At 57.9% G+C, this 23,713-nt stretch carries 18 protein-coding genes and 1 tRNA gene; 15 read left to right on the forward strand and 4 right to left on the reverse strand.

The genetic code is table 11. The features are described 5' to 3' along the window. The first annotated feature begins 449 nt into the window (after window positions 1-449). Both VNZ65_RS18535 and gluQRS read left to right on the forward strand, forming a co-directional pair. The gene (locus VNZ65_RS18535; protein ID WP_325671622.1) at window positions 450-1,409 is read left to right on the forward strand and encodes a LysR family transcriptional regulator; all 960 of its coding nucleotides are present in this window, start codon (window positions 450-452) and stop codon (window positions 1,407-1,409) included. Beyond that, on the forward strand, window positions 1,402-2,295 hold the full coding sequence (gene gluQRS, locus VNZ65_RS18540; RefSeq protein ID WP_325671624.1) for a tRNA glutamyl-Q(34) synthetase GluQRS: 894 nt from the start codon (window positions 1,402-1,404) through the stop codon (window positions 2,293-2,295). The genes VNZ65_RS18535 and gluQRS overlap by 8 nt, the downstream gene beginning before the upstream one ends. Before the next feature lie 4 nt (window positions 2,296-2,299). Here the strand turns inward: gluQRS and VNZ65_RS18545 are convergent, their stop codons facing one another. The 4 genes from VNZ65_RS18545 to VNZ65_RS18560 form a co-directional block, all read right to left on the reverse strand. Continuing rightward, window positions 2,300-3,817 (reverse strand): DEAD/DEAH box helicase, encoded by a 1,518-nt coding sequence (locus VNZ65_RS18545; RefSeq protein WP_325671626.1) that lies wholly within the window; start codon window positions 3,815-3,817, stop codon window positions 2,300-2,302. A 254-nt stretch (window positions 3,818-4,071) separates the two neighbouring features. Beyond that, a complete protein-coding gene (tsaD, locus tag VNZ65_RS18550) occupies window positions 4,072-5,097 on the reverse strand; it encodes a tRNA (adenosine(37)-N6)-threonylcarbamoyltransferase complex transferase subunit TsaD (protein ID WP_325671628.1) in 1,026 nt (341 codons plus the stop codon). Between the two features lie 69 nt (window positions 5,098-5,166). Further along, complete coding sequence (locus tag VNZ65_RS18555; protein WP_325671630.1) at window positions 5,167-5,358, reverse strand: zf-HC2 domain-containing protein; 192 nt, start codon at window positions 5,356-5,358, stop codon at window positions 5,167-5,169. Window positions 5,359-5,471: 113 nt separating this feature from the next. Continuing rightward, entirely contained in the window at window positions 5,472-6,038 is a 567-nt protein-coding gene (locus tag VNZ65_RS18560) for a sigma-70 family RNA polymerase sigma factor (RefSeq protein ID WP_325671632.1), read from the reverse strand. Between the two features lie 183 nt (window positions 6,039-6,221). Between VNZ65_RS18560 and ybiB the strand changes: the two genes are divergently transcribed. The 13 genes from ybiB (at window position 6,222) to VNZ65_RS18625 (ending at window position 23,615) form a co-directional block, all read left to right on the forward strand. Then, window positions 6,222-7,274 carry a DNA-binding protein YbiB gene (gene ybiB, locus VNZ65_RS18565; RefSeq protein WP_325671634.1) on the forward strand — a complete coding sequence of 351 codons (1,053 nt, stop codon included), beginning with the start codon at window positions 6,222-6,224 and terminating at the stop codon, window positions 7,272-7,274. A gap of 283 nt (window positions 7,275-7,557) precedes the next feature. Continuing rightward, window positions 7,558-8,766 carry a cation:proton antiporter gene (locus VNZ65_RS18570; RefSeq protein ID WP_325671636.1) on the forward strand — a complete coding sequence of 403 codons (1,209 nt, stop codon included), beginning with the start codon at window positions 7,558-7,560 and terminating at the stop codon, window positions 8,764-8,766. Between the two features lie 10 nt (window positions 8,767-8,776). Then, entirely contained in the window at window positions 8,777-9,976 is a 1,200-nt protein-coding gene (locus VNZ65_RS18575) for a YbdK family carboxylate-amine ligase (protein WP_325671638.1), read from the forward strand. A 36-nt stretch (window positions 9,977-10,012) separates the two neighbouring features. Beyond that, window positions 10,013-11,209, forward strand: a complete 1,197-nt coding sequence (locus VNZ65_RS18580; protein WP_325671640.1) for an NAD(P)/FAD-dependent oxidoreductase — start codon at window positions 10,013-10,015, stop codon at window positions 11,207-11,209. A gap of 94 nt (window positions 11,210-11,303) precedes the next feature. After that, a complete protein-coding gene (locus tag VNZ65_RS18585) occupies window positions 11,304-12,182 on the forward strand; it encodes a Wzz/FepE/Etk N-terminal domain-containing protein (RefSeq protein ID WP_325671642.1) in 879 nt (292 codons plus the stop codon). Window positions 12,183-12,300: 118 nt separating this feature from the next. After that, the gene (gene rpsU, locus VNZ65_RS18590) at window positions 12,301-12,513 is read left to right on the forward strand and encodes a 30S ribosomal protein S21 (RefSeq protein WP_005665410.1); all 213 of its coding nucleotides are present in this window, start codon (window positions 12,301-12,303) and stop codon (window positions 12,511-12,513) included. 216 nt (window positions 12,514-12,729) lie between these two features. Continuing rightward, complete coding sequence (locus VNZ65_RS18595) at window positions 12,730-13,179, forward strand: GatB/YqeY domain-containing protein (RefSeq protein ID WP_325671644.1); 450 nt, start codon at window positions 12,730-12,732, stop codon at window positions 13,177-13,179. Window positions 13,180-13,223: 44 nt separating this feature from the next. Then, window positions 13,224-15,020, forward strand: a complete 1,797-nt coding sequence (gene dnaG, locus VNZ65_RS18600) for a DNA primase (protein ID WP_061937878.1) — start codon at window positions 13,224-13,226, stop codon at window positions 15,018-15,020. Between the two features lie 580 nt (window positions 15,021-15,600). Further along, window positions 15,601-17,838 (forward strand): RNA polymerase sigma factor RpoD, encoded by a 2,238-nt coding sequence (gene rpoD, locus VNZ65_RS18605; protein WP_414649174.1) that lies wholly within the window; start codon window positions 15,601-15,603, stop codon window positions 17,836-17,838. Between the two features lie 162 nt (window positions 17,839-18,000). Next, window positions 18,001-18,079, forward strand: a tRNA-Ile gene (locus VNZ65_RS18610). Window positions 18,080-18,723: 644 nt separating this feature from the next. Continuing rightward, window positions 18,724-19,617: a hypothetical protein gene (locus tag VNZ65_RS18615; protein ID WP_325671648.1), complete on the forward strand. Its 894-nt coding sequence runs from the start codon at window positions 18,724-18,726 to the stop codon at window positions 19,615-19,617. 64 nt (window positions 19,618-19,681) lie between these two features. Continuing rightward, window positions 19,682-20,485, forward strand: a complete 804-nt coding sequence (locus VNZ65_RS18620) for a hypothetical protein (RefSeq protein ID WP_325671650.1) — start codon at window positions 19,682-19,684, stop codon at window positions 20,483-20,485. 364 nt (window positions 20,486-20,849) lie between these two features. Continuing rightward, the gene (locus VNZ65_RS18625; protein WP_325671652.1) at window positions 20,850-23,615 is read left to right on the forward strand and encodes an IPT/TIG domain-containing protein; all 2,766 of its coding nucleotides are present in this window, start codon (window positions 20,850-20,852) and stop codon (window positions 23,613-23,615) included. Window positions 23,616-23,713 lie beyond the last annotated feature (98 nt).

The raw sequence follows: 23,713 nt of genomic DNA on the forward strand, positions 1-23,713 counted from the left end.
GATCGAAATCCTCTGGAAGCACGCCAAGTATCACTGGCGCCGTTTCGTCACATGGACAAAAGAAACCATCGACACGGAGATTGAAAAGCTCTTCACCGGCTACGGATCAAAATCTGAAATTCGTTTTTCGTGAACACTTAACAACGAAAAAACGATGGCGATACAGGCCTGAAAAACTTCCGCTCCGGCGAACCAAAAACGGCGTCAGCAGTCAGTTAAGCATGACTTGCCAGAATACAAGTCCGCTCGCCTTATATGCGAAAAATAATTTCACTATAGAAAATCCATACAACTATCCACTGCATTACTTGGCACTATAGACGCAAGAAATAGCTTGGGACAGTGGCAAAATTTCGATATATCATTCAATTTATCTGAATGAAATTTTAACAATAATCGTATGTCCGGGCCTGGCATGCCCGTTATCTGTTTTTACTCTTCAAGCAATAATGAAACTGACGCTGGAAGCCCTGCAAATTCTGGATACGATAGATCGCAAAGGCAGCTTTGCCGCTGCCGCGATCGAGCTTGATCGCGTGCCTTCTGCGCTGACTTACAGCGTGCGCAAGCTGGAGGAAGACCTGGACGTGCTGCTGTTCGACCGCCGCGGCCATCGCGCCAAACTGACCGTGGCCGGACTCGAACTGCTGACCGAAGGGCGCCATCTGCTGCTGGCGGCGCAAGAACTTGAACGGCGCGTCAAGCGTGCCGCCACCGGCTGGGAAGTCGAGCTGCGTATCGTCCTCGACAGTATCATTTCCTTTGACAGCCTGCTGCCGCTGATCGACGCTTTCGATCGCCAGAATGCCGGTACGCGCCTGCGCATCTCGCACGAAGCCTTGTCCGGCGTGTGGGAGGCCCTGCTGTTCGACCGCGCCGACCTGGTGATCGGCGCCCCTCACGGCGGCCCCGACAGCATCCGCATGAGCGGCGGCTTCCAGACCCGCCAGCTGGGCACGATCGACTGGGCCTTCGCCGTGGCTCCCGGCCATCCCCTGCAACACGCCCCGGAGCCGCTGACCGCAGGCCTGGTACAGCAATATCGCGCGATCGCCGTCGGCGACACCGGCCGCACCTTGCCCAGCATTAATTCCGGCCTGCTGAATGGCCAGGATATCTTGACCGTGCCTTCCGTCATGGCCAAATTGCAGGCTCAGCTGAGCGGCCTCGGCTGCGGCCATCTGCCGCGCTGGATGGCCGCCCCCTATTTTGCCTCCGGCGCCCTGATCGAAAAACAAACCACCGAGGCCAAGCCCAGCGACAAGACGCAGATCGCCTGGCGCACGCCAGCCGTGGGAAAATCCCTCAAATGGTTCATCGCCCAGCTCAGCGAACCGGCCACCCAGCGCGCCTTGCTCGGATCGCCGGCGCCGCAGGCATCTCCTCATGAATCGAGCAACAATGTCTAATCAAGCAAACTATATCGGCCGCTTCGCCCCTTCCCCCACCGGCCCCTTGCATGCCGGCTCGCTGGTGGCGGCGATGGCCAGCTACCTGGACGCCAAGGCCAGCCATGGCCGCTGGCTGCTGCGCATGGAAGATGTCGACGAAGCCCGTACCGCGACCGGTGCCGCCGACTCGATCCTGGCAGACCTCGACGCACTCGGCATGCATTGGGATGGCGAGGTCGTGTTCCAGAGCCGGCGCGGAGCGGCTTATGAAGCGGCATTTGACCGGCTCGGACGGCTGGCCTACCCCTGCGGCTGCACGCGGCGCGAAATCGTCGATTCGCGCATCTGCGTCGCCGCCGACGGCGCCGCGGTCTATCCCGGCACCTGCCGCAGCGGCCTGCCGGTCGGCAAGCCGGCCCGCGCCTATCGTTTGCGGGTGCCGGATCCAGGGCATATCGATGAACTGATCATTTTCGACGACCGCTGGCTTGGCCGCGTACAGCAGCATCTGGCGATCGAAGTGGGGGATTTTGTACTGAAGCGCGCCGACGGCTACTGGGCTTACCAGCTGGCGGTGGTGGTGGATGATGCCGAACAAGGCGTGACCCATGTGGTGCGCGGCGCCGACCTGCTGGACTCGACCGGCCGCCAGATCTACCTGCAGCGCCAGCTGCAGCTGGCGACGCCGCAATACCTGCACGTGCCGGTGATTACCAATGCCGACGGGGAGAAGCTATCCAAGCAAAACGGCGCGCAGGCGATCGACATGACGCAGCCGCTGCAAGCACTCAACAAGGCGGCCTGGTTCCTGGGACTGGATATCGGGCAAGTCGAGAGTATCGCCGCATTCTGGCCGCTGGCCACTGCGGCGTGGGCGAATCTGGAAGCGACCCGCCCGGGATGAAAAATCAGCTCTTGGGCACGCCGCCCAGCAATGCCGCCAGCTTGACCTTGGGCGACTTGATGGAGCCGCCTGCAGGCGCCGCAGCCTCAGGAGGCACATCCGCCGAGGCCGTCGGCTCATAAGGCTTGAGGAACCACGGATCGATTTTTTCCCGGCGCCCGCCGGTTGGCGTCGAGGTATAGGCGCTGCGCGTATGCTGCTGGCTGCGACTGGAGGGTGAGGAGGCACTGCGGCTATCGCTGCGGCCCTCGCCGCGCTCACCACGTTCACCACGACCGTCGGTCCCCTCCCGACGCCCCGAACGTTCTGGGCTGGACGACGGCTTGGCGACAAAGCCGGTCAGTTCGGCACGTACGAATTTGTACTTGATCATCTTTTCGATATCGACCAGCAAGCGCTCGTCTTTATCGGCATACAGGGAAATCGCATCGCCGGAAGCGCCGGCACGGCCGGTGCGGCCGATACGGTGTACATAGTCTTCGGCGTTGTATGGCAAATCAAAATTGATCACGCAAGGCAATTCGGCGATATCCAGGCCACGCGCCGCGACATCGGTCGCCACCAGCACTTCGATCTCGCCCTGCTTGAACGCTTCCAATGCCGCCATGCGCTCATTCTGCGTTTTGTCGCCATGGATCGCCGACGCCTTGACGCCTTCGTTTTCCAGATGACGCGCCAGTTTCGAGGCGCCGATCTTGGTGTTGGAAAAGACAATGACCTGCTTCAGCTTGCGTTCGTTGATGATGAACGACACCGCCTGGGCCTTGGTCTGCTCATCCACCCGGTACATGGTTTGCGTGACGTTGTCGGCGGTGGCGTTGCTGCGCGCGACTTCGATGGTGACCGGATTCTTGAGGAAAGTCCCTGCCAGCTTCTTGATTTCACCGGAGAAAGTGGCCGAGAACATCAGGTTCTGGCGCTCCTTCGGCAGCAGATTGATGATGCGCTGCAGGTCCGGCAGGAAACCCATGTCGAGCATGCGGTCGGCTTCGTCCATCACCAGGATCTGCGTCTGCGACAGGTTCACGGTCTTTTGCTGCACGTGGTCCAGCAGGCGTCCCGGAGTAGCAATCACGATTTCGATGCCGGAACGCAAGGCTGCGATTTGCGGCGCGATATCGACGCCGCCGAACACCACTGTCGAGCGCAAAGGCGTGTGGCGGCAATACGCCTTGACGTTGTCCGCAACCTGGTCCGCCAGTTCGCGCGTCGGCGTCAGGATCAGCGCCCGCACCGGATGGCGCGCCGGCGAGGCGCTGGTGTTGGCGTGCGCCAGCAGCAGCTGGATGATCGGCAGGGAAAAACCGGCGGTCTTGCCAGTCCCTGTTTGCGCCGCGCCCATGACGTCGCGCCCTTGCAGCACGATAGGGATGGCTTCAGCCTGGATCGGCGTTGGATGCACATAGCCTTGATCGCTCAGCGCGCGCAGGATATCTGGAGACAGCCCGAAGTCGGCGAAACGGACGGAGGGTGTGGTTGGCACTGCTGCTTCAGCTTGAATCTCGGACTGTGTGTCTGACATGGTAGTTGGCGGCCTTCGGTGCAAGTTGCACTCAAACAACGAATCCAGGGGCCGGTTGGGTCCTGTGTCCGTAAAAAGGCACTAATGCTTTCAATTGAATTCGTGAATTTCGTGTCAGCTCATGGATGATGAGCCAAATGATTGCGGCAGCGCCTTCAGCAGCGCCACAAACCAGGTTGTCATTTAAGCATCCTCCCTGGCATGTTTTGTACCACAGTCGCGCATTATACGCCTAGCCGGGATTTTGCTAATGCTCAGATGCCAAGTTCGTTCAACGGCCAGCGCGGCCGCACATTGAAGGCATAGTTGCGCTGCGCCGCTTCCGGCTTGATCTGCAAACGCATGGCGCCGGCAAATGCGATCATCGCGCCATTATCCGTACAGAATTCCAACTCAGGGTAATACACCCGGAAGCGCCGCTTTTCGGCAGCGGCGTTCAATGCCGCGCGCAGCTGCAGGTTAGCGCCCACACCGCCGGCGATCACCAGGCGCTTGAGGCCGGTCTGCTTCAGCGCGGCCAGGCATTTCGCCAGCAACACTTCCACCAGCGCATCGACAAAAGCGCGTGCGATATTGGCTTTGTCCTGCTCGCAAATATTCGCGGGATGATTCTTGACCAGCGTCAGCACCGCGGTCTTGAGACCGGAGAAACTGAAATCCAGGTTTTTCGAGTGCAGCATCGGCCGCGGCAACTGATAGGCAGACGGATCGCCAAACTCCGCCAGGCGCGAAATCGCCGGGCCGCCCGGATAGCCGAGGCCGAGCAATTTTGCCGACTTGTCGAACGCTTCGCCGGCGGCGTCATCCAGGGTTTCGCCCAGCAAGGCGTACTTGCCGACGCCGTCGACCCGCATCAGCTGGGTATGGCCGCCCGACACCAGCAAGGCGACGAAGGGAAAGCTGGGCGGATCGCTCGCCAGCAGCGGCGACAACAGATGGCCTTCCAGGTGGTGCACGCCCAGCATCGGCTTGTCCAGCGCCAGGCCAAGGCCGCAGGCTATCGATGCGCCTACCAGCAGCGCGCCTGCCAAGCCGGGCCCCTGGGTATAGGCAATGGCGTCGATGTCGTGACGCTCGATGCCGCTTTCGCCCAGTACCTGCTGCAACAGCGGGATCGCGCGCCGGATATGGTCGCGCGAAGCCAGTTCCGGCACCACGCCGCCATACTGTTCATGCATCGCGACCTGCGAATACAAGGCGTGCGCCAGCAGGCCGCGCTCTGTGTCATAGAGCGCAAGGCCGGTTTCGTCACAGGAAGATTCAACGCCGAGAACAATCATGGATGGGACAGTGTGTATGCAATGCAGCATTGTAAAGGAAAGCGTGGCCGCTACTCCACGCCGGCAAGATTAATCCTTGCCGAGCCGCTGCATCGCAGCCCGCATGAAAACAAGCTGCTGCGAAAAACGGGTACAAGCCGTGCAGGTCCACAAATGCACGCGCACCCGCGCCCGGGTTAGCGGCGACAGACTGCTGTCCTGCGCCTGGGACAGGAGCTGCTGGGTATCGCGGCAATGGGGAATCAGGCGTTTATAGGGCATAAAAGTAAATTAAAGGCTGGGCAGGCGTGCATCAGCAGGGATTGGTCGCGCCATGTTTCAAATACTTACAAACTTACAATTAATATGGATATTCTCTTGAATATTGCAAGATGTCACGCCTGGGCGCCGAACCAGGTCAGCTGCAGGCACTCCTTGAGCCGGGTGCGCGCCCGGTGCAGCAGCACCCAGGCGTTGGCGGCCGTGATGTCGAGTTCCTTGCAGATGGCATCGGTATCCAGTTCCAGCCATTCTCTCATCATGAAAATGCGCCCGGTCTTGGCGGGCAGCTTATCGATGCATAACTGCAAAATATCGAAAAACTCCTTGCGTTCCAGGGTCTGGTCCGGATTCCCCCAGCTGGGCGCCGCCTCCATGGCATGTCCGGCGGGCGTGAACAAGGCATCCATCATGTCGGCGTCGCTGCGGTCGCCGTCTTCGTCACTGCCCAATTGCACCTCGCGCTTGCCGCGCCGTAACTGGTCCAGCAATTTGTGCTTGAGGATGCCGATGACGTAGGTCTTGAACGAGGACTGTTCCTGGAAGCGGTCGGGATGCTCAAGCACCGCCAGTATCGTTTCCGACACAGCATCTTCGGCCAGGGCGTCATTACGCAACTGCAGCGCAGCAAAGCGCACCAGCTGCGGCCGTAATATTTCAAGCTGGCGAGGATCGAATGCCATATAAGCCCGGATAAGAGATACTACATATGCGCGAGCAGTGCACAGGGCATGCTCCGCCAGGGACAAAGAACCGTTTTGAGCGACGATTCTACCCGATGGGCCTGTGCTCTGGCGGGTAAAGTAAAATCCTTGCACATATTCTCGCCCGCATCACAGCGGGTAAATCACATTAGCTTGCAATCCATGACAAACACTCCTTCAGCCGAACCGTTCGCCGCTGCCCGCTTCATCAAGGAAATCGGGCGCGGCAAGGATGGCGCCCGCAGCCTGACGCGCGGCGACGCGCATGACCTGTATGCTGCCATGCTGGATGGCCGCGTGTCCGACCTGGAACTGGGCGGCATCCTGCTGGCGATGCGCATCAAAGGTGAATCGGTAGAAGAAATCGCTGGTTTCCTGGATGCTGCCGAAGCATCGTTTACACAGATCGCGCTGCCCGGCTGGTCCGGCGCGGCGCGGCCTTACGCACCGGTGGTCATCCCCAGCTACAACGGCGCGCGCCACATGGCCAACCTGACCCCTTTGCTGGCGCTGCTGCTGGCGCGGGAAGGCGTGCCGGTGCTGATGCATGGGGTCCTGACCGATCCAGGCCGCGTCGCCAGTGCGGAAATTTTCCAGGCGCTGGGGCAACCGCTTTGCCGTGACATCAGCCAGGCGCAAGCATGTTTTGAACAAGCTTTGCCGGCCTTCATGCCGATTGAGGCGCTGGCGCCGAAAATGGCGCGCCTGCTGGCCATGCGCAGGATACTGGGAGTCCGCAACTCAACCCACACGCTGGTCAAGATCATGCAGCCGTTTGCGGTTCCGGCCTTGCGCCTCAGCTCGTATACCCATCCGGAATACCTGACCATGCTCACCTCATACTTCATGACAACGGCAGCGGCGCAGCGTGGCGATGTGTTCTTGATGCGCGGCACGGAGGGCGAAACCGTGGCGAACGCCAGGAAAGCGCAAAAAATCGACTGGTTTCATGCCGCGACGCAGACCACCCTGGTCGAGAAGCAAGAAATCGCCAATGACGTCCCGGCGCTCCCCGAACAGCGCGATGCGTTCAGCACCGCCAGCTGGATACAGCGGGCATTGCTGCAACCGGAACTGATTCCCAAGCCGATTGCCGCCCAGGTGGAACAATGCCTGATGGCTTGCCGCAGCTTATATATCCAGCACGATCTGGCGGCTTTCGGCAGCAAGGAAAAAGTCCCCGACGCAACAGGTTCAATTTCCCAAGGGAACTAATTTTTACGAAGAAGAACAAACCACACTGAATCGCGAGAGCCAGACAGATGCATGTACTATCTGGCAGTCAACGTGATAAAGATGCCATCGAGTAATATCAGGATGGGATCTACTTAAGAAATACCTTAAGCAAATGAAATAGCGCAACGCCAATATAATCAAGACAAGGAGAGTGCGCTTCACAAGACGTAAGGCAAGCATTTCAGCAAACCCATTCATCTGCCCATACGGCATCTTGTCCAGCATGGCATTGACGCTGCAAGACTAACTTTCTGGAGGATCCATGGATTGGACTCTTCCGCCCTTTGCGCTAGCACAGCCCATCCAATGGAATGCGCTGTTACTGTTCGGCAGCTTGCTGCTGTTCGGGCTAGTGGGCGGCCACATCGTCACGAAAAACCCCTGGTTTCCGCGCATCACCGGCTACCTGATCGTCGGCTTCCTGTTAGGCGTCGGCGGGCTTGACCTGCTGTCCGGCGACGTCCTGAAGCTGGCCAACATCTTTGCCGACATGGCAATGGCGCTGGTCATCTATCAGCTTGGACGCTATGTCGATATCGGCTGGCTGCGCCGCGAAAAATGGCTGCTTGCCACCGTCATGCTGAGCGCAGTGCTGTGCTTCGCGTTCGTCAGCAGCGCCCTGATCTGGTTTGGCACCTCGCGCGTGCTGGCCTTGCTGGGCGGCGTGCTGGCCATCGCCACGGCGCCGGCGGTAGTGATGGTGGTGGTGCGCGACCTCAAGGCCGAGGGCCAGGTGACGCGCCGTCTGGCCGCCATGACTGCGCTGAATAATTTTGTGGCCCTGCTGGCCGCCTACGCCTTGCTGCCGGTGGTTGCACACGAAAGCGCGACGCCCTTCAGCACCTTGCTGGCGCACACCATGTATTCGCTGTTCGGTTCGCTGGTGCTGGCCTACCTGACCTATCGCCTGATGATTCCGCTGGCGCGCTTGCTAGGCCGCCAGCCGAGCCGCCAGTTCGTGCTGGTGATCGCGGTCATCACGCTGGCGATCGGCGCCGCCCACGCGCTGCAGCTGCCGATCTTGCTGACCATGCTGATCTTCGCCATCATGTCGAAGAACCTGGATCACCAGTACGATCTGATGGAACTTGAGTTCGGCGTCGCCAACGAATTGTTCATCGTCATGCTGTTCATCACGATCGGCGCCTCGATCCGCCTGTCCGACCTGTCGATGGTGGGCGCTTCGGTCGCCGTGCTGATCGCTGCGCGTTTTATCGCCATGGCTTGCGGCGTATTCACGTTCGCGCATTTCGCCAAGATGAAATGGAAGCAGGCGGCGCTCATCACGCTGGGCACGCTGCCCATGACCGAAGCCGGCCTGGGACTGATGCAAACCACGGCTTATCTCTACCCCAATACCACCGCCGATGTCCTGCCCCTGCTGGCCGGCTGCCTGATCGTCCTGGAACTGCTGGGGCCGATCGCCACCCAGTTTGCCCTGATCAAATCAGGTGAAAGCGGACGCGAATGAAAGGGACCCCATGAGCGACAACACACAAGGCGGCGCTGCCAACACGGAAGCGACCGCCGCCGGAATTTTGCCCTTCACCAGCTCCGCCCCGTTTACGATGGGGATCGAACTCGAGCTGCAATTGGTGAATCGCCGCAACTACAACCTTGCCAGCGACGCCGTCGATCTGCTGACCTGGATCGAACCGCGCGATCTGCAAAAGCAGATCAAGCTGGAAATGACGCAAGGCATGATCGAGCTGAATTCCGATGTCCATACCCGGGTCGACCATTTGATCGAGGAATTGAAAGGTTTACGCGCCGCCTTGAACCGCGGTGCGCAATACCTCAACATCGACGTCTCGGGCGGCGGCGCGCACCCATTCCAGCACTGGAACGAACAGCGGATTACCCCAAGCGAGCGTTTCCATCACTTGCATGAAAAGTACGGTTACCTGGCCAAGACATTTACTGTGTTCGGCCAGCACATCCATGTCGGCGTGCCCAACGGCGATGACGCGCTGTACCTGACCCATGCGTTTTCGCGTTTCGTGCCGCATTTCATTGCGCTCTCGGCCGCCTCGCCGTTTTACCAGGGCGCCGATACCCAGTTCGAATCCTCGCGCAGCAATGTAGTGCGCGCCTTCCCTTTATCGGGTACGGCGCCGACGCTCACCCGCTGGTCCGATTTCGAGACTTACTACGACGAACTGCTGCGCATCGGCATCATCGGCAGCATGAAGGATTTTTACTGGGATATCCGCCCCAAGCCGGAGTACGGCACGGTTGAAATTCGCGTGTGCGACACGCCCCTGACCATTGAACATGCGGCGCACCTGGGCTGCTACGCGCAGTTGCTGGCGCGCTGGATCCTGACCGAACGGCCGTTCGTGATCACCAACGATTTCTACCTGTTGTATCAATACAACCGTTTCGAGGCAAGCCGTTATGGCCTCGCCGGCTCTATCGCCATACACGGAAGCAACCCCGCCGACTCGTCCAAACAGCCGATCTATGAGCATCTTCTAGGCCACCTGCAAGACTTACAGCGGTATACTCAGAACGAAGCCGAGCAGCTGACCTTGAAACGCCTGCGCCATATGGCTGAAGGGCGACTGAGCGACGCTGGCTGGCTGCGACAGACATTTGCTCAGCGTGGCTCGCTGAACGACATGATGCGCTTGTCGTCTGAACTGTGGATGGGACAGGAACCGCCGCCGTACTACCAATAACTCCAATAAATAATAATAAATACTTAATTAAGATCGATGCAAAAACAATTTGATGTCGCCGTCATTGGCGCCGGCGCCGCAGGCATGATGTGCGCCGCGGTCGCCGGTCAGCGTGGGAAGACAGTGGTAGTGATTGATCACGCCGCCAAACTGGCGGAAAAGATCCGCATTTCCGGCGGAGGGCGCTGCAATTTCACCAATGTCAACGCTGGACCGCAGAATTTCCTGTCGCAAAATCCGCATTTCTGCAAAAGCGCCCTGTCGCGCTACACGCCGCAAGATTTCATCAGCCTGGTGAAGCGCTATCGGATCGGCTATCACGAAAAGCACAAAGGCCAATTGTTTTGCGACGACTCCTCGGAACAGATCATCGCCATGCTTAAAGCCGAGTGCGACCTGGGCAACGTCAGCTGGCGCATGCCTTGCAGCGTCGCCAATATCGGCAAGAGCGGCGAACTGTTCCGGATCGACAGCAGTGCGGGAGAGATACTTGCCAGCAATGTCGTCATCGCTACCGGCGGCTTGTCCATCCCGAAGATCGGCGCCACCGATTTTGCCTATCGCATCGCCCGTCAGTTCGGTCTGCGCATGGTCGAAACACAGCCGGGACTGGTGCCGCTGACCTTCGATTCCGCTGCATGGCAACCATTCTTGCCCCTGGCCGGCATTGCCTTGCCGGTCGAAGTTGTCACGGGCGATAAAAAGAACCGCGGCGAATTCAGGGAAGACTTACTGTTTACGCATCGCGGCCTGTCCGGCCCGGCGATTCTGCAGATTTCCAGTTTCTGGAAAAGCGGCACGCCGCTGCAGCTCGATCTTTTGCCGGAAATTGACATTGCCAAAACCTTAATTGAGGGAAAGTCCTCAATTAAAAAAAACCTTGGCAACGTCTTCGCGCAGTGGTTGCCCAGTCGACTGGCCCAAGGCATCATCGAGGCAAATAAGCTAGACCCGGCAGGCCGCCTGGCTGACATTCCCGACCGCTTGCTGCAGGACCTGGGACAGGCCGTCAACCGCTGGACTATCCAGCCGAGCGGCTCCGAAGGCTATCGCAAGGCAGAAGTTACTCTCGGCGGCATCGACACCAGGGAACTATCTCAGCAGAGCATGATGTCCAATCAGGTAGCGGGCTTGTATTTTGTCGGTGAAGCAGTCGATGTCACCGGCTGGCTCGGCGGCTACAATTTTCAGTGGGCCTGGGCGTCCGCCAGTGCAGCGGGGCTGGCAATTTAAATTCAGCGCAAGCGTCCATCAGACTTTCGTTGCTGTAAAATAATATTTAACAAATGATAATAAAATTAACCGGACTGATCAGATAAACTATCTCATGGCAAATAATTTCTCAGACAATAACAATTCTAGCCAAATCGAAGACGCAGAACTCATTGATCTCGGCGCAATATGGGGCAGCATCAAACGACGCTGGGCACTGTTATTGGCATGCATCGTCGTTGCGATTGCTGCAGCTGGCGGGGTCTGGCGCATGACCCCGGCAGAATGGAAAGCCACGGCGGCCTTGCAGATTGGCCAGCTGCCCGTGAATCCTACAGCCCTGATCGAATCGACTGCCCAGGCAGCGGAGCGCTTCAATCAGCGCCAGTTACAGGACCAGGCACTGGTTTCGGTAGGTCTGCCGCTGGACGAACTTAAAGATGACCGCACCCACCTCCTGCGTAAAACGCTTAAAGCGACCCCGGGTAAAAATACCAATTTCGTCGACGTCAGCGTCGCTGCCTTCTCCCAGGAAAATGCAAAAGCCTACTTGAACGCCGCCATACAGGCTTTAATCAAGACCCACGACGCTCGCCTAGCGCCCCTGATTAAAAATCTCGATGACAGGATTACAATCAATAGCCTGCAAATGACTGAAGCTGCAAGCGAAAAGACCCGCCTGGAAGCCAATCTCAAGAACGCATCTGCGTCGCCAAGCGGCGGCAAGTTCGAGCCAAGCGTCATCGCCATCAATCTTATTTCCAAACAAGATGATTTAATTCGCAGCCTGACCGCAGAACACGCAGCGTTGATTGATTTACATACAAAGACCAATACCTTCCCGACTGTGATAGTCGACGCCATTTACGTCCCGGAGCGTCCTGCATCTCCAAAATTATCGATATTCCTTGTCGTCGGCCTGATTCTTGGTGCGTCGCTCGGCGTCATCCTGGCAATGTTCCTGGATCGCAATCGCCCCAAGACAGCAAACTAACCGGGACAGCTGTTGCAAATAAACGGCAATCTGCAGACCGGCTGGGATAACACTTCCATTTATTCGTTTTCCCAGCTATAATCTCGCTCTTCCCTACACAAACTTGGTTTGAATTTACATGACCACAATTCGTCTTAAAGAAAACGAGCCCTTCGAAGTTGCGATGCGTCGCTTCAAGCGCACTATTGAAAAAACAGGTCTGTTGACTGAGTTGCGTGCACGTGAATTTTACGAAAAGCCAACAGCTGAGCGCAAGCGCAAGCTGGCAGCTGCTGTGAAACGTCATTACAAGCGCATTCGCAGCCAGCAATTGCCGAAGAAACTGTACTAATATTTGAACTGATTCTTCACCGCACTCTGTGCGGCTGACTGAATTGCGTTACAAACCCGCTCCGGTGTTGCTCCGCAGCGGGTTTTGCCGTTTTCCAGGTCGCGAAACGGCGGCGCTGACCGCGGCGCTGCGTAACCGGGTAACTATCCGGCATCACAATCCAGCAATTTTGTTTTTCCCGTCTACAATGGAAAACACCACCGAATGGAGAACTGCATGGGCTTGAAAGAACAGATTACCGAAGACATGAAGGCCGCGATGCGCGCCAAGGAAACTGCCAAACTGGGCGCCATCCGCCTGATCACTGCAGCCATCAAGCAAAAGGAAGTCGACGAACGCATCGAACTGGGCGACAGCCATGTGCTGGCGATCATCGAAAAAATGATCAAGCAGCGCAAGGACTCGATCAGCCAGTTCGAAGCCGGCGGCCGCCAGGACCTGGCCGATATCGAAAAAGCCGAACTGGCGATTCTCTCCCACTATATGCCTGCCGGCCTGTCCGACGCGGAAATCCAGGCTGAAGTTGCTGCCGCCATCAGCGCCAGCGGCGCGGCCGGCCCGCAAGACATGGGCAAGGTCATGGCCATCGTCAAGCCGAAACTTGCCGGCCGTGCCGACATGGGAGCGGTTTCGGCATTGATCAAAGCCGCACTCAGCCAAGCCTGAGCACCTGACATTCCTGCCATAGCCCTGCCTGCCGTCGAGTCCAAGTGATCCCGCAATCGTTTATCCAGGACCTGCTCAACCGCGTCGATATAGTCGACGTGGTGGGCAAGTACGTGCAGCTGAAAAAAGGCGGCGCCAACCTGATGGGCCTGTGCCCTTTCCATAACGAAAAATCACCCAGCTTCACGGTCAGCCCGACCAAGCAGTTCTATCACTGCTTCGGCTGCGGCGCCCATGGCACCGCGATCGGTTTTCTGATCGAGTACTCCGGCCTCGGCTTTGTCGAAGCCGTCAAGGACCTGGCGCAAGGCGTCGGCATGACGGTGCCGGACAACGACGACAAGATTCCGCCGGCGCAAAGAGCTGAATACCAGGCCAAAAGCCTGGCCCTGTCGGATGCCATGAGCGCGGCCTGCGATTTTTACCGGCAGCAGCTGCGTACTGCACCGAATGCCGTCGATTACCTGAAACGGCGCGGCCTGACCGGTGAAGTAGCAGCCAAGTTCGGCCTCGGTTACTCGCCCGACAACTGGGATAGCTTGCGCCATGTTTTTCCCGACTACGAAGTCACGGCGCTGGTCGAAGCCGGCTTGGTCATCGACCGTACCGATGAAGAGGGCAATAACCGCAAGCGCTATGACCGCTTCCGCGACCGCATCATGTTCCCCATCCGCAATACCAAGGGACAAGTCATCGGATTTGGCGGCCGCGTGCTGGACAGCGGCGAGCCGAAGTACTTGAATTCGCCGGAAACGCCCCTATTTCAAAAGGGTAGCGAACTGTACGGCTTGTTCGAGGCGCGGCAGGCAATCCGCGACGCCGGCTACGTGCTGGTGACCGAAGGCTATATGGATGTGGTGGCGCTGGCCCAGCTGGGATTCCCGCAAGCGGTCGCCACCCTCGGCACCGCCTGCACGCCGACCCACGTGCATAAGCTCTTGCGCCAGACCGACCACGTGGTGTTCAGTTTCGACGGCGACCGCGCCGGCCGCAAAGCCGCGCGGCGGGCACTGGATGCCTGCCTGCCGCACGCCACCGACAACAAGATCATCAAGTTCCTGTTCTTGCCACAGGAACACGATCCCGACAGTTTTGTGCGGGAAATGGGAGCGGAAGCATTTGAGCGCCAGATCCATGACGCCATGCCGCTGTCGCAGTTTTTACTGAACGAAGTCACCGGCGAAGCCGATTTGAGCACGTCCGAAGGCCGTGCGCGGGCGCAGTACGACGCCAAGCCGCTGCTGCAGCTGATGCCGCCCTCCTCGCTGCGGCTGCAGATCGTGCGCGGCCTGGCCCAGCTGACCCAATCGACGCCGAGCGAAATCGAAGCCTTGTTTGAACTGAGCAAGCCGATCGCCGCCGCGCGCCGCGCGCCGCCGCGCAGCAACCGCCAGGCGCCGGTCGGGCTGGAACGGCAAATCATCCGTCTGCTGGTGGCGCATCCGGCTTTTGCCTCGGAACTGGACGATGCCGCCCTGGACGCGGTTGCCAATTTCGCCCCCGACCGGGCAGAAATGCTGGCGCGCCTGATCACCGCCAGCCATGAAATGGGCGATCAGGCCAATTTTGCAACATTGGCAGAACATCTACGGGAAGGCGGCGAAGATTTTGAATCGCTGATCGCGGAAATCGCGGCGGAATCGGAATCTGAAACGGAAGCAGCGCGATTAGAACTGGCGGGTGCGATTCGCCAGACTAAAATGAAGATATTGAAGGATGAACTTGATCAGCTGGCAGCGACCGGACTGGGCACGGAAGAGGCCCGCAATCGCTACCGGGAATTGATGCAAAAGCAAGAACAGTTGCGCCGCGAGGCTGAAACGGAAATGAATTTGCGCTAGAAAGTGCTTAAAATACAAGCACATCGCGCCAAAACGCGAAAATCCGGCGGCGTCGCAAGGCCGCTTGCATTGGAGGATGGCACCTCCATATGCTATAATTAAAGGCTTTAGATTCAAAGCCTTAGAGCTTGCCAAGTTGAGCGCGATTTTGGCGTTCGATTGATAGTAGCACCAGATTGATTTAGATGGATAGGAAGGTAGTGAGGAAAGCAGTAAGAACCGGTGCGCAGAAGATTCTGTCAACGATTTAAGCTTCTCGACAACGGACAGAGTACAGGCAGCGGCACCCATAGCGCAAATCAGTGTAACCAGATTGGTATTTGATTCCATGGCGAATGCAATGAAGAGACCCGCAAAACCCCTGACATCTCCCGTTAAAAACACGAAGCCGGCTGCGGCCAGGCCAAGCGCCTCCTCCCCGACACCGAAGTCTCCCGTTAAAAAAACGGCCGCTTCTTCTAAAACATCGCCATCAGTCAGTAAGCCTGTTAGCAAGAAAGTAGTTTCTAAAGCAACTGCAACGACCACGAAAGCGTCAAGAACTGTTGCAAAACCAGTATCTGTGAAATCGAAAGCCCCTGTGACAAACAAGAAACCACAACTCAAAGTCGTCAAATCAGCCAAAAATGTAGCGGCGGCGCCTGTTAAAGCCGACGTTAGCGTGATGATTGGATCAGGCGTAAGTCAAACCACGGATGCCGCAACCCTGGCGGCGATTGATACCTCTGGCTACATTCTGCCGTCGGTGAAGGTACCTGGACGTCGTGGTCGCAAGCCAAAAGAATTCCAGCCAGAGAATGATGAAGTCGCGGCGCTGAACGCGGTCGAACGCGCTGAACTGAAAGCCGTCGACAAGGCCAAGGCCAAGGACCGCAAAGCCAAGGAAAAGGCTTTGCTGAAGGATGCCTTCTCGTCCGACACCGAAGCCAGCGAAGAAGAACTCGAAGCACGCCGCCAAAAGCTCAAGACCCTGATCAAGATGGGCAAGGAGCGCGGCTTCCTGACGTTCTCCGAAATCAACGATCACCTGCCTGAAAACATTATCGATCCGGAAGCCATCGAAGGCATCATCGGTACTTTCAGCGACATGGGGATCGCCGTCTACGAGCAGGCGCCTGATGCAGAAACACTGCTGTTGTCGGATAACGTGGCGACCGTCGCCAGCGACGACGATGCAGAAGCCGCGGCGGAAGCCGCGCTGTCGACCGTCGACTCCGATTTTGGCCGCACTACCGACCCGGTCCGCATGTACATGCGCGAAATGGGTTCGGTCGAACTGCTGACACGCGAAGGCGAAATCGAAATCGCCAAGCGCATCGAAGACGGCCTGAAGGACATGATCCAGGCCATCTCCGCCTGCCCGACCACGATCGCCGAAATCCTGCTGGCCGCTGAAAAGATCGGCAAGGATGAAATCAAGATCGATGAAATCGTCGATGGCTTGGTAGATCCGAACCAGACCGACGAAGCGCTGGCTGCCAGCGCCGCTGCGCCGGCTGTCGATGAAGACAGCGACGAAGAAGAGGAAGAGGAAGAAGAAGACGAAGAAGAGGATGACGCCAGTTCGACATCCGGCGCTGCGGGCTTCTCGGCGGAACAGCTGGAACAGCTGAAGCGCGATGCGCTCGGCAAGTTTGAAACCATCTCGACCCAGTTCGACAAGATGCGCAAAGCGTTTGAAAAGGAAGGCTACAACTCGAAGCCTTACGTCAAGGCGCAGGAAATCATCTCCAACGAATTGCTGGGCATCCGCTTTACCGCCAAGGTTGTCGAAAAATTGTGCGACACCCTGCGCGGCCAAGTCGATGAAGTGCGTCAGATCGAACGGCAGATCCTCGACGTCGCGGTCAACAAGTGCGGCATGCCGCGCCCGCATTTCATCAAGGTATTCCCGGGCAACGAAACCAATCTGGACTGGGTCGACGGCGAAGTCAACGGCAACCATGCCTACAGCACTGTGCTCAGCCGCAATGTGCCTGCAGTCAAGGAGTTGCAGCAACGCCTGATCGATCTGCAGGCGCGCGTCGTGCTGCCATTGCCCGACCTGCGCGGCATCAACAAGAAGATGGGCGCCGGCGAAAAGAAAGCACGCATGGCCAAGCGCGAAATGACCGAGGCCAACTTGCGCCTGGTGATCTCGATCGCCAAGAAATACACCAACCGCGGCCTGCAATTCCTGGACCTGATCCAGGAAGGCAATATCGGTTTGATGAAAGCGGTCGACAAGTTCGAATATCGCCGCGGCTATAAATTCTCGACCTATGCGACATGGTGGATCCGCCAGGCCATCACCCGTTCGATCGCCGACCAGGCGCGCACCATCCGTATTCCGGTGCACATGATTGAAACGATCAACAAGATGAACCGCATCTCGCGCCAGATCCTGCAGGAAACCGGCGCCGAGCCGGATCCGGCAACGTTGGCGATCAAGATGGAAATGCCGGAAGACAAGATCCGCAAGATCATGAAGATCGCCAAGGAACCGATTTCGATGGAAACGCCGATCGGCGACGACGACGATTCCCATCTGGGCGATTTCATCGAGGACAACAATACGCTGGCGCCAGCCGATGCGGCATTGCATGCCTCGATGCGCGGCGTAGTGAAGGACATCCTGGATTCGCTCACCCCGCGCGAAGCCAAGGTATTGCGCATGCGTTTCGGCATCGAAATGTCGACCGACCATACGCTGGAAGAAGTCGGCAAGCAGTTCGACGTGACGCGCGAGCGGATCCGCCAAATAGAAGCCAAAGCGCTGCGCAAGCTGCGCCACCCTTCCCGTTCCGACAAGTTGAAGAGCTTCCTCGAAGGTAATTGAGGCTTGCAGTGAATCCGTCGCTAATTTCTGGATGATTCACTGTAATTCGGCTACCCTTCGCTCCGGTATTTTTCTATAATACGGAATTGGTTTTGCGATGCTGTCGTGTTTGCTTGAGTATGCGGACGCCATAAGTACGGCATGACAGCGCCCTGAGGAATTGGGCCCCTAGCTCATGCTTGGTTAGAGCAGCGGACTCATAATCCGTTGGTGCCCAGTTCGACTCTGGGGGGGCCCACCAGTAATTTGTTATACAGAAAAGGGTTTGCGTTTTTCGCAGACCCTTTTTCTATTTTTCCGAGGAAATATTTTCTGGTTCCTCGCCACTTCCTGATCTCCCACCTCGTCTGATAGCTTGCTCCGCCTAGCCAAGCACAGTCCATAGCAGTTTCGCGCACGTTGCATAATTTATTTCCACACAGAATTTTTATTATTGTTTACACAATGCAATATGCGCAATTGTGGTGTTTTTGCATCACTATTTCCCACAGAAACTACTTTGATTTAAAGTTAATACAAACCAAACAAGGGGTACGATAGGCGAGTGTTACAATTTGAAATACTTTATTTTGACATTGTTTATCAATCATGCAAGATGCCAAACTCCCATCCGACTCAGACAATTTCCCTTTGGACGAAATGTTCAATGCGGTCTTGAAAGCAAAGTCCACTGTCGCGATTTTCGCCATCTGTGCAATGGTTATCGCCTGTCTTGCCGGATGGTTCCTGGGCACTTATAAAAGCGAAGGCTATTTTCAGTTCGAGTTGTCTTTGCCCGAATTTAAACGCCTTCAGGCAAGCATTGAAGATCCTGCGCGCTGGAACAATTTTGCCAAAACGCGCCCGGCCTCTGCCTTGGCCGGGCTTGAGCGGACCGGTGCAATATTGGGCGATAGAAAACAGACCTTGCAGCTGATCCAGCCGATCTATCCGGTCACCAAAGCTGAATTAAAAGACTTGCCTGACGCCGCCAACAAGGACACGGCATCAGGCATCTCCGGCCTGACCATCGCCTTCAAGGCGGGCAGTCCGGAACTGGCTCAGCGCGGTGTGCTGGTGCTGGGCGACTACTTGCGCGATACGGCTATCCTGATGAGCTACAGGGATACTTTGCGCACCCAGTACACCGATCTGCTCAACAAGCAAAAGAAGCTGGAGAACAGCACCTTCGATACCAAATACAAGCTTGAGCAGGCTGAAATCAAACGCACATCCATGCAAGCCATTCTGCATGAGTACCCGGACTCGGCCAAGACAGAGAACCGACAGCTGGTATCGATTACCGAAGGTGGTGAACGCTACCTTTCCCCGGTCACCCAGCTGGTTGCAATCGAAGCACATATCGCCGACATGAAGCAAAGCCTGCCCAGGATCCTGCGCGATCAGCGCATCAACGGCCTCTGGCTGTCATACTATGAAAAAATGTTGGCCCTGCTGGATAAAAGCAGCTCGGGCGAGGCATTCCTGAAAGCGCTGCCCTCTGTTAAGGATACGCTCAAGCTCAATCTGGAAGACGACGTTGAGATGGGGGTCTACAACAGCATTGCCATCGCCAATCTTGATGCGCAATCGCGCTATTTCGACAAAGTGCGCTTCATCGCCAACCCAATGCTGCCGACACAGCGCAGCCCGGGCATGCCGCAATCGGCCTTGATCGGCCTGGTGCTGGGCTTCCTGCTGGCATGCGCCTATGTTTTGATCCGCCATTTTTCATCCAAGAAGATGGTCATCCAGTCACTGAACCTGGTCAGGGCAGCGTCGCAAACCCATACGGGATGAGTGCATTGCAGCCGATCTTCCCGGCCGGGCTTTAACTTTACTTCTTGTTTGAAAAGCAGAACAAATGAATTTGCATAAAAAAATCGCATTGTCGCTGAGCGCCTTGCTGCCCTTGGCCGCTTGCGTGCCCGGCGCCAGCTTCGCCGCCGCCAACCAGCAATTTTCCGTCAGCTACGACGCGCAGTTGACCGTCGACTCCAAGCGTGCCAGCAACACTGGCATGTCGCAAAGCGCGATCAGCGCCTTGACCGGTTTCATGGGCGGCAATGTCTCGGTCGCCGATGTCAAGGACACCGTCTCTTTTTCGCAAGACTCTTACCAGATCCAGTCGGTAGGTACGCTCGGCCATGTACTCGGCATGTTCATGTCGGGTTCATTGCAACGCACCAGCGTCGGCAAGATCTCCGGCGGCACCCTGAATACCTTGCGCTACGTGGATATCAGAGGAAGCAAGGCGCCGCTGACCACTTTGGTTGACGAGAAAAGCAAAACAGCTTTTTTTTATGACGGCAAGAACATGACCAGCCGCGCCACGTTCCAGTCCAAGCCGCAAGACGTGCTGTCGCTGAGCTACGCGTTTGTCGGCAATGTCCCTAGCCATCCTGTTTCGGTGACCTTGTCGGACGGGAAATCGATCAAGCAGGCTACTTTCGATGTGCACAGCGAATCCCTGTCATTGCCATCCGGGCAGTGGCAGGCAGTTAAACTGACACGTCGCATCGCATCGGCAGACGATGCCAGCGTCGAATGCTGGTTGCGGGCGTCAGATGGCGTGCCATTGCGAGTGCGGATCGGAATGAGCCAGCGCTATGGCGCCATTCTCGATTTGAAATCCACTAAAGTGCCTGCCAAAGTCTTGCCGTTGTAAGCTCCTGCAATCGGCTGGCCACCTGCTGCCACAGCGGCATCGGGCCAGCGCCACCTCTATCCCCTCCCTCCAGAAAACCGGTAAGCCGCGCGCGGCAAGTCCTGCTGCAACATTGTTTGCGGCGCCATACGGACTTTCGTAGCCAAGTCAATCGCAGATAGCCAACACACCGGCAAGCAATGCTTTACGACAAGCACCTTTCGCAACTACAATCTCGCTCGTTATTTCCATAAAGAAATATTCGTTATAACGCCAAAGATGCGCCGCATCCCCTTTAATCAAACCGTCCAGCTCTCGATAGTACAAAGGCAGTGCTTCAAAAATGAAAAATCACAGAATTCTTCTCGCTCTCGCATTGATCGGTATGACGCTGAGCCAAGCCGGCTGCGGCGGCGGCGGGTCGGGTGACAACACAGCAGCCGCGCCCAATTCGATTGCCGCACCGTCCCCGGCTGCTGCGGTGAGTATTGCCGCGCTGTCTGCCACGAGCGCATCCGCCGGCTCAGTCCTGACCGTCAGCGGCAGCGGTTTTCAAAAGGTGACGGCAGTCAGCATCGGCAACGTCGCAGTCCCCTTCTCTATCGTCAGCGATAGCCAGATCACCATTACCATCCCAGCCACCTCAGTCAGTGGCGTAATCACCGTCTCCGGCCCGGGATTTTCGGTGCAGTCGTCGGCCACCTTTGTCTCCAGCCTGCCGGCGCCGCTGGTCACCAGCGTATCGGCCAGCAATGTGGCAGTCGGCGCCAACTTCACGATCCAGGGCAAGAATCTGGATCTGGTCAGTGCTTATCAGCTTGCCGGCGCCAACCTGGCGATCGCCAGCAGCTCCAGCAGCGCGGCGACGCTCACCATGCCAGCGCAGCCCACTTCCGGCGCACTGACGCTGATCGTCAATGGCGCGCCGGTCAATACCTCCTATCAGCTCCACAGCTATCGCCCGGCGTCGATTGTCGCCGTGCTGCCGCAGCTCGGCATCGTCGGCAGCAGCGTGGCGATCAACGGCAGCGGCCTGGCGGCAGTGACGGATATCCGTTTTGCGAACGGCACAGTGGCCTCGGTCACCACCGCCTCCAACAGCACTGTCAGCTTCGTGGTGCCGCCAGGCGCGGCATCGGGTCCGCTGACGGTGGTGGATCCCTACCAGGAAGTGGTCAGCACCGGCGTATTTTCGGTGGTGCCGACTGTCACCGCAACGGCCCTGCAAACCGCCAGCAGCGGCAGCACAGTGATATTGACCGTAACGGGAAGCAACCTGAACAACGTCACTGGCGCTACCGTAGGCAATGCGGCAGCCACCATCGTCAGCAGCAGCAATACGCAACTGGTGTTGAGCGTTGCACTGGGAAGCAGCGGCACACTGACCTTGAATGCGCCCGGCCAGGCAGCCATCAATGCCGGCACGATCGACAACACCGGCAATGTCGGCTTGTGGATCAGCGGCGTCGATTTTGTCCATGTATTCGATAAAAGCGCCAGCGACCTGACGCTGCGCCTCACTCCGGGCCGTCCGGCCCTGGTGCGGGCGACCGTGCTGGCGCCTGCCGCCGGCGCCAAGAGCCCACTGGTGAATCTATCCGCCACCAGCAAGGCTGGCGTGGCGCTGGGCACTCTCGCGATGAACGGCCCGGCCAGCCTGCCTACCGCAAAAGACGACTACAACCTGAATAACACTTTCAATGCCGTCTTGCCGGCAGCCTGGGTGCAGCCTGGCGTCAAAGTCAGCATCAAGGTAGCGGCAGGCGCCAGCAATAGTCCGGCCAGCCAGGACGTCTCGCCAGTGGTCGGCTCGCCGACCAGCATGCACGTGGTGCTGGTGCCGCTGACAGTGGGCGGCGCCACCGGCGTTCTGCCGCCTGCGCTGTCGGATGTGCAAAAAGCGCTGGCGCGGGTCTATCCGTATGCCAACGGCAATATCGCGGTGACAAGCCGCTCGCCTCTGACAATCAGTGGCGCAAGCAGCACCACGGCGATGGACTGGTCGTCCGCACTGACCCAGCTGGAAAGCACGCGCGAAGCGGAAGACAAGAATGCCTTTTATTATGGCTTGGTCCCTATGTATACGCCGGTCCCTGGCTCGTTCGTCGCCGGCCTTGGCTATGTAGGCAACCGTGCCAATGGCGGCAATTCACCGGTCGCGGCGATTGGCCTGGACTGGAGCAGCAGCGCCGGCCAGGGTGACCCGTTCAACAATAACTGGCCGCAATGGCAAGCCATCATGGTGCATGAAATGGGCCACAACCATTCTCTCAGCCACGCTCCCTGCGGCGGCGCTTCGAGTCCCGACCCGGCCTTCCCCAACAGTAATGCTGACCTGAGTTCGCTCGCGATCTACAACAGCTTGTATGACAGCGATACCCAGATCGGCACACTAAGCGCGCCGCTGACGCCAAACAACACGCAAATGAAGGATGTCATGGGCTACTGCGGCGGTACCTGGTTCTCCGATTTCAGCTATGTCCGCGCGCAGCAGTTCGCCGAATCGCGCACTGCCGCGATTCCACAGCCGCTGGTGCTCAACTCCGCCGCCAGCGTAGCTGTTGCGCCAGATGGCTACCTGACCATCGCTGGTGAAATCACGGCGCAAGGCGTACTGCTGCATCCGGCGTCGGCTTCCGCAACCAAGTTGCGCATCGATACGGCAACCGCCACATCAAGCTATGCGCTGCGTCTGCACACCGTATCGGGCCAGACCTACAGCTTGCCGTTTGAACCGGTCAGCGTCGCCGACGCCAGCGATAAAACCAGCCATTTCTGGGTCAGCTTGCCGAATCCCGGCGACATCGCCAGCATCGACGTATTGCGTAACGGCCAGTTGCAAACCATGCGCCAGCCTGGCCAGGTGCAACGCACGAAAGCCGCTAGCACCGCTGCCGGCAATGCCCAGGCAATGGCGTCCGCGGTCGGCTGGACTGTCCAGAACGGGCAGTTGAGCGTCACCTGGAATGCGGCGCTGGAGCCGTATCTGTCGCTGATGTATATCTCAGCCAGCGGCGCCAAGACCGTGCTCGGCAACGGCTTGCAAAACGGCAGCGCAACGTTTGACATCAAAACATTGCCAAGCGGTGGCCGTTTTGACCTGAGCTTGTCGTCGGCATTGCAGGCGCGCCTGGTCAGTTTTTCTCACTGATCAGGGCGCTCGCCGGCAGGATCGCAGGTCCTGCCAATTCAATGCAGCATCCAGTAAGCGTGGCCGCGCGGAGCCGCCTCAGGTCCGCGGCCACAGTA

It is taken from the genome of Collimonas sp., from assembly GCF_035566555.1.
Classification (GTDB): Bacteria; Pseudomonadota; Gammaproteobacteria; order Burkholderiales; family Burkholderiaceae_D; genus Collimonas.

Excerpts from the sequence above, each read along its gene's own strand:
- VNZ65_RS18535 (WP_325671622.1), top strand. The coding sequence starts at position 450 with ATGAAACTGACGCTGGAAGCCCTGCAAATTCTGGATACGATAGATCGC.
- VNZ65_RS18545 (WP_325671626.1), bottom strand. The coding sequence starts at position 3,817 with ATGTCAGACACACAGTCCGAGATTCAAGCTGAAGCAGCAGTGCCAACC.
- tsaD (WP_325671628.1), bottom strand. The coding sequence starts at position 5,097 with ATGATTGTTCTCGGCGTTGAATCTTCCTGTGACGAAACCGGCCTTGCG.
- VNZ65_RS18595 (WP_325671644.1), top strand. The coding sequence starts at position 12,730 with ATGGGCTTGAAAGAACAGATTACCGAAGACATGAAGGCCGCGATGCGC.
- ybiB (WP_325671634.1), top strand. The coding sequence starts at position 6,222 with ATGACAAACACTCCTTCAGCCGAACCGTTCGCCGCTGCCCGCTTCATC.
- VNZ65_RS18575 (WP_325671638.1), top strand. The coding sequence starts at position 8,777 with ATGAGCGACAACACACAAGGCGGCGCTGCCAACACGGAAGCGACCGCC.
- VNZ65_RS18555 (WP_325671630.1), bottom strand. The coding sequence starts at position 5,358 with ATGCCCTATAAACGCCTGATTCCCCATTGCCGCGATACCCAGCAGCTC.
- VNZ65_RS18580 (WP_325671640.1), top strand. The coding sequence starts at position 10,013 with ATGCAAAAACAATTTGATGTCGCCGTCATTGGCGCCGGCGCCGCAGGC.
- VNZ65_RS18625 (WP_325671652.1), top strand. The coding sequence starts at position 20,850 with ATGACGCTGAGCCAAGCCGGCTGCGGCGGCGGCGGGTCGGGTGACAAC.
- rpsU (WP_005665410.1), top strand. The coding sequence starts at position 12,301 with ATGACCACAATTCGTCTTAAAGAAAACGAGCCCTTCGAAGTTGCGATG.
- gluQRS (WP_325671624.1), top strand. The coding sequence starts at position 1,402 with ATGTCTAATCAAGCAAACTATATCGGCCGCTTCGCCCCTTCCCCCACC.
- VNZ65_RS18570 (WP_325671636.1), top strand. The coding sequence starts at position 7,558 with ATGGATTGGACTCTTCCGCCCTTTGCGCTAGCACAGCCCATCCAATGG.
- VNZ65_RS18585 (WP_325671642.1), top strand. The coding sequence starts at position 11,304 with ATGGCAAATAATTTCTCAGACAATAACAATTCTAGCCAAATCGAAGAC.
- VNZ65_RS18620 (WP_325671650.1), top strand. The coding sequence starts at position 19,682 with ATGAATTTGCATAAAAAAATCGCATTGTCGCTGAGCGCCTTGCTGCCC.
- VNZ65_RS18560 (WP_325671632.1), bottom strand. The coding sequence starts at position 6,038 with ATGGCATTCGATCCTCGCCAGCTTGAAATATTACGGCCGCAGCTGGTG.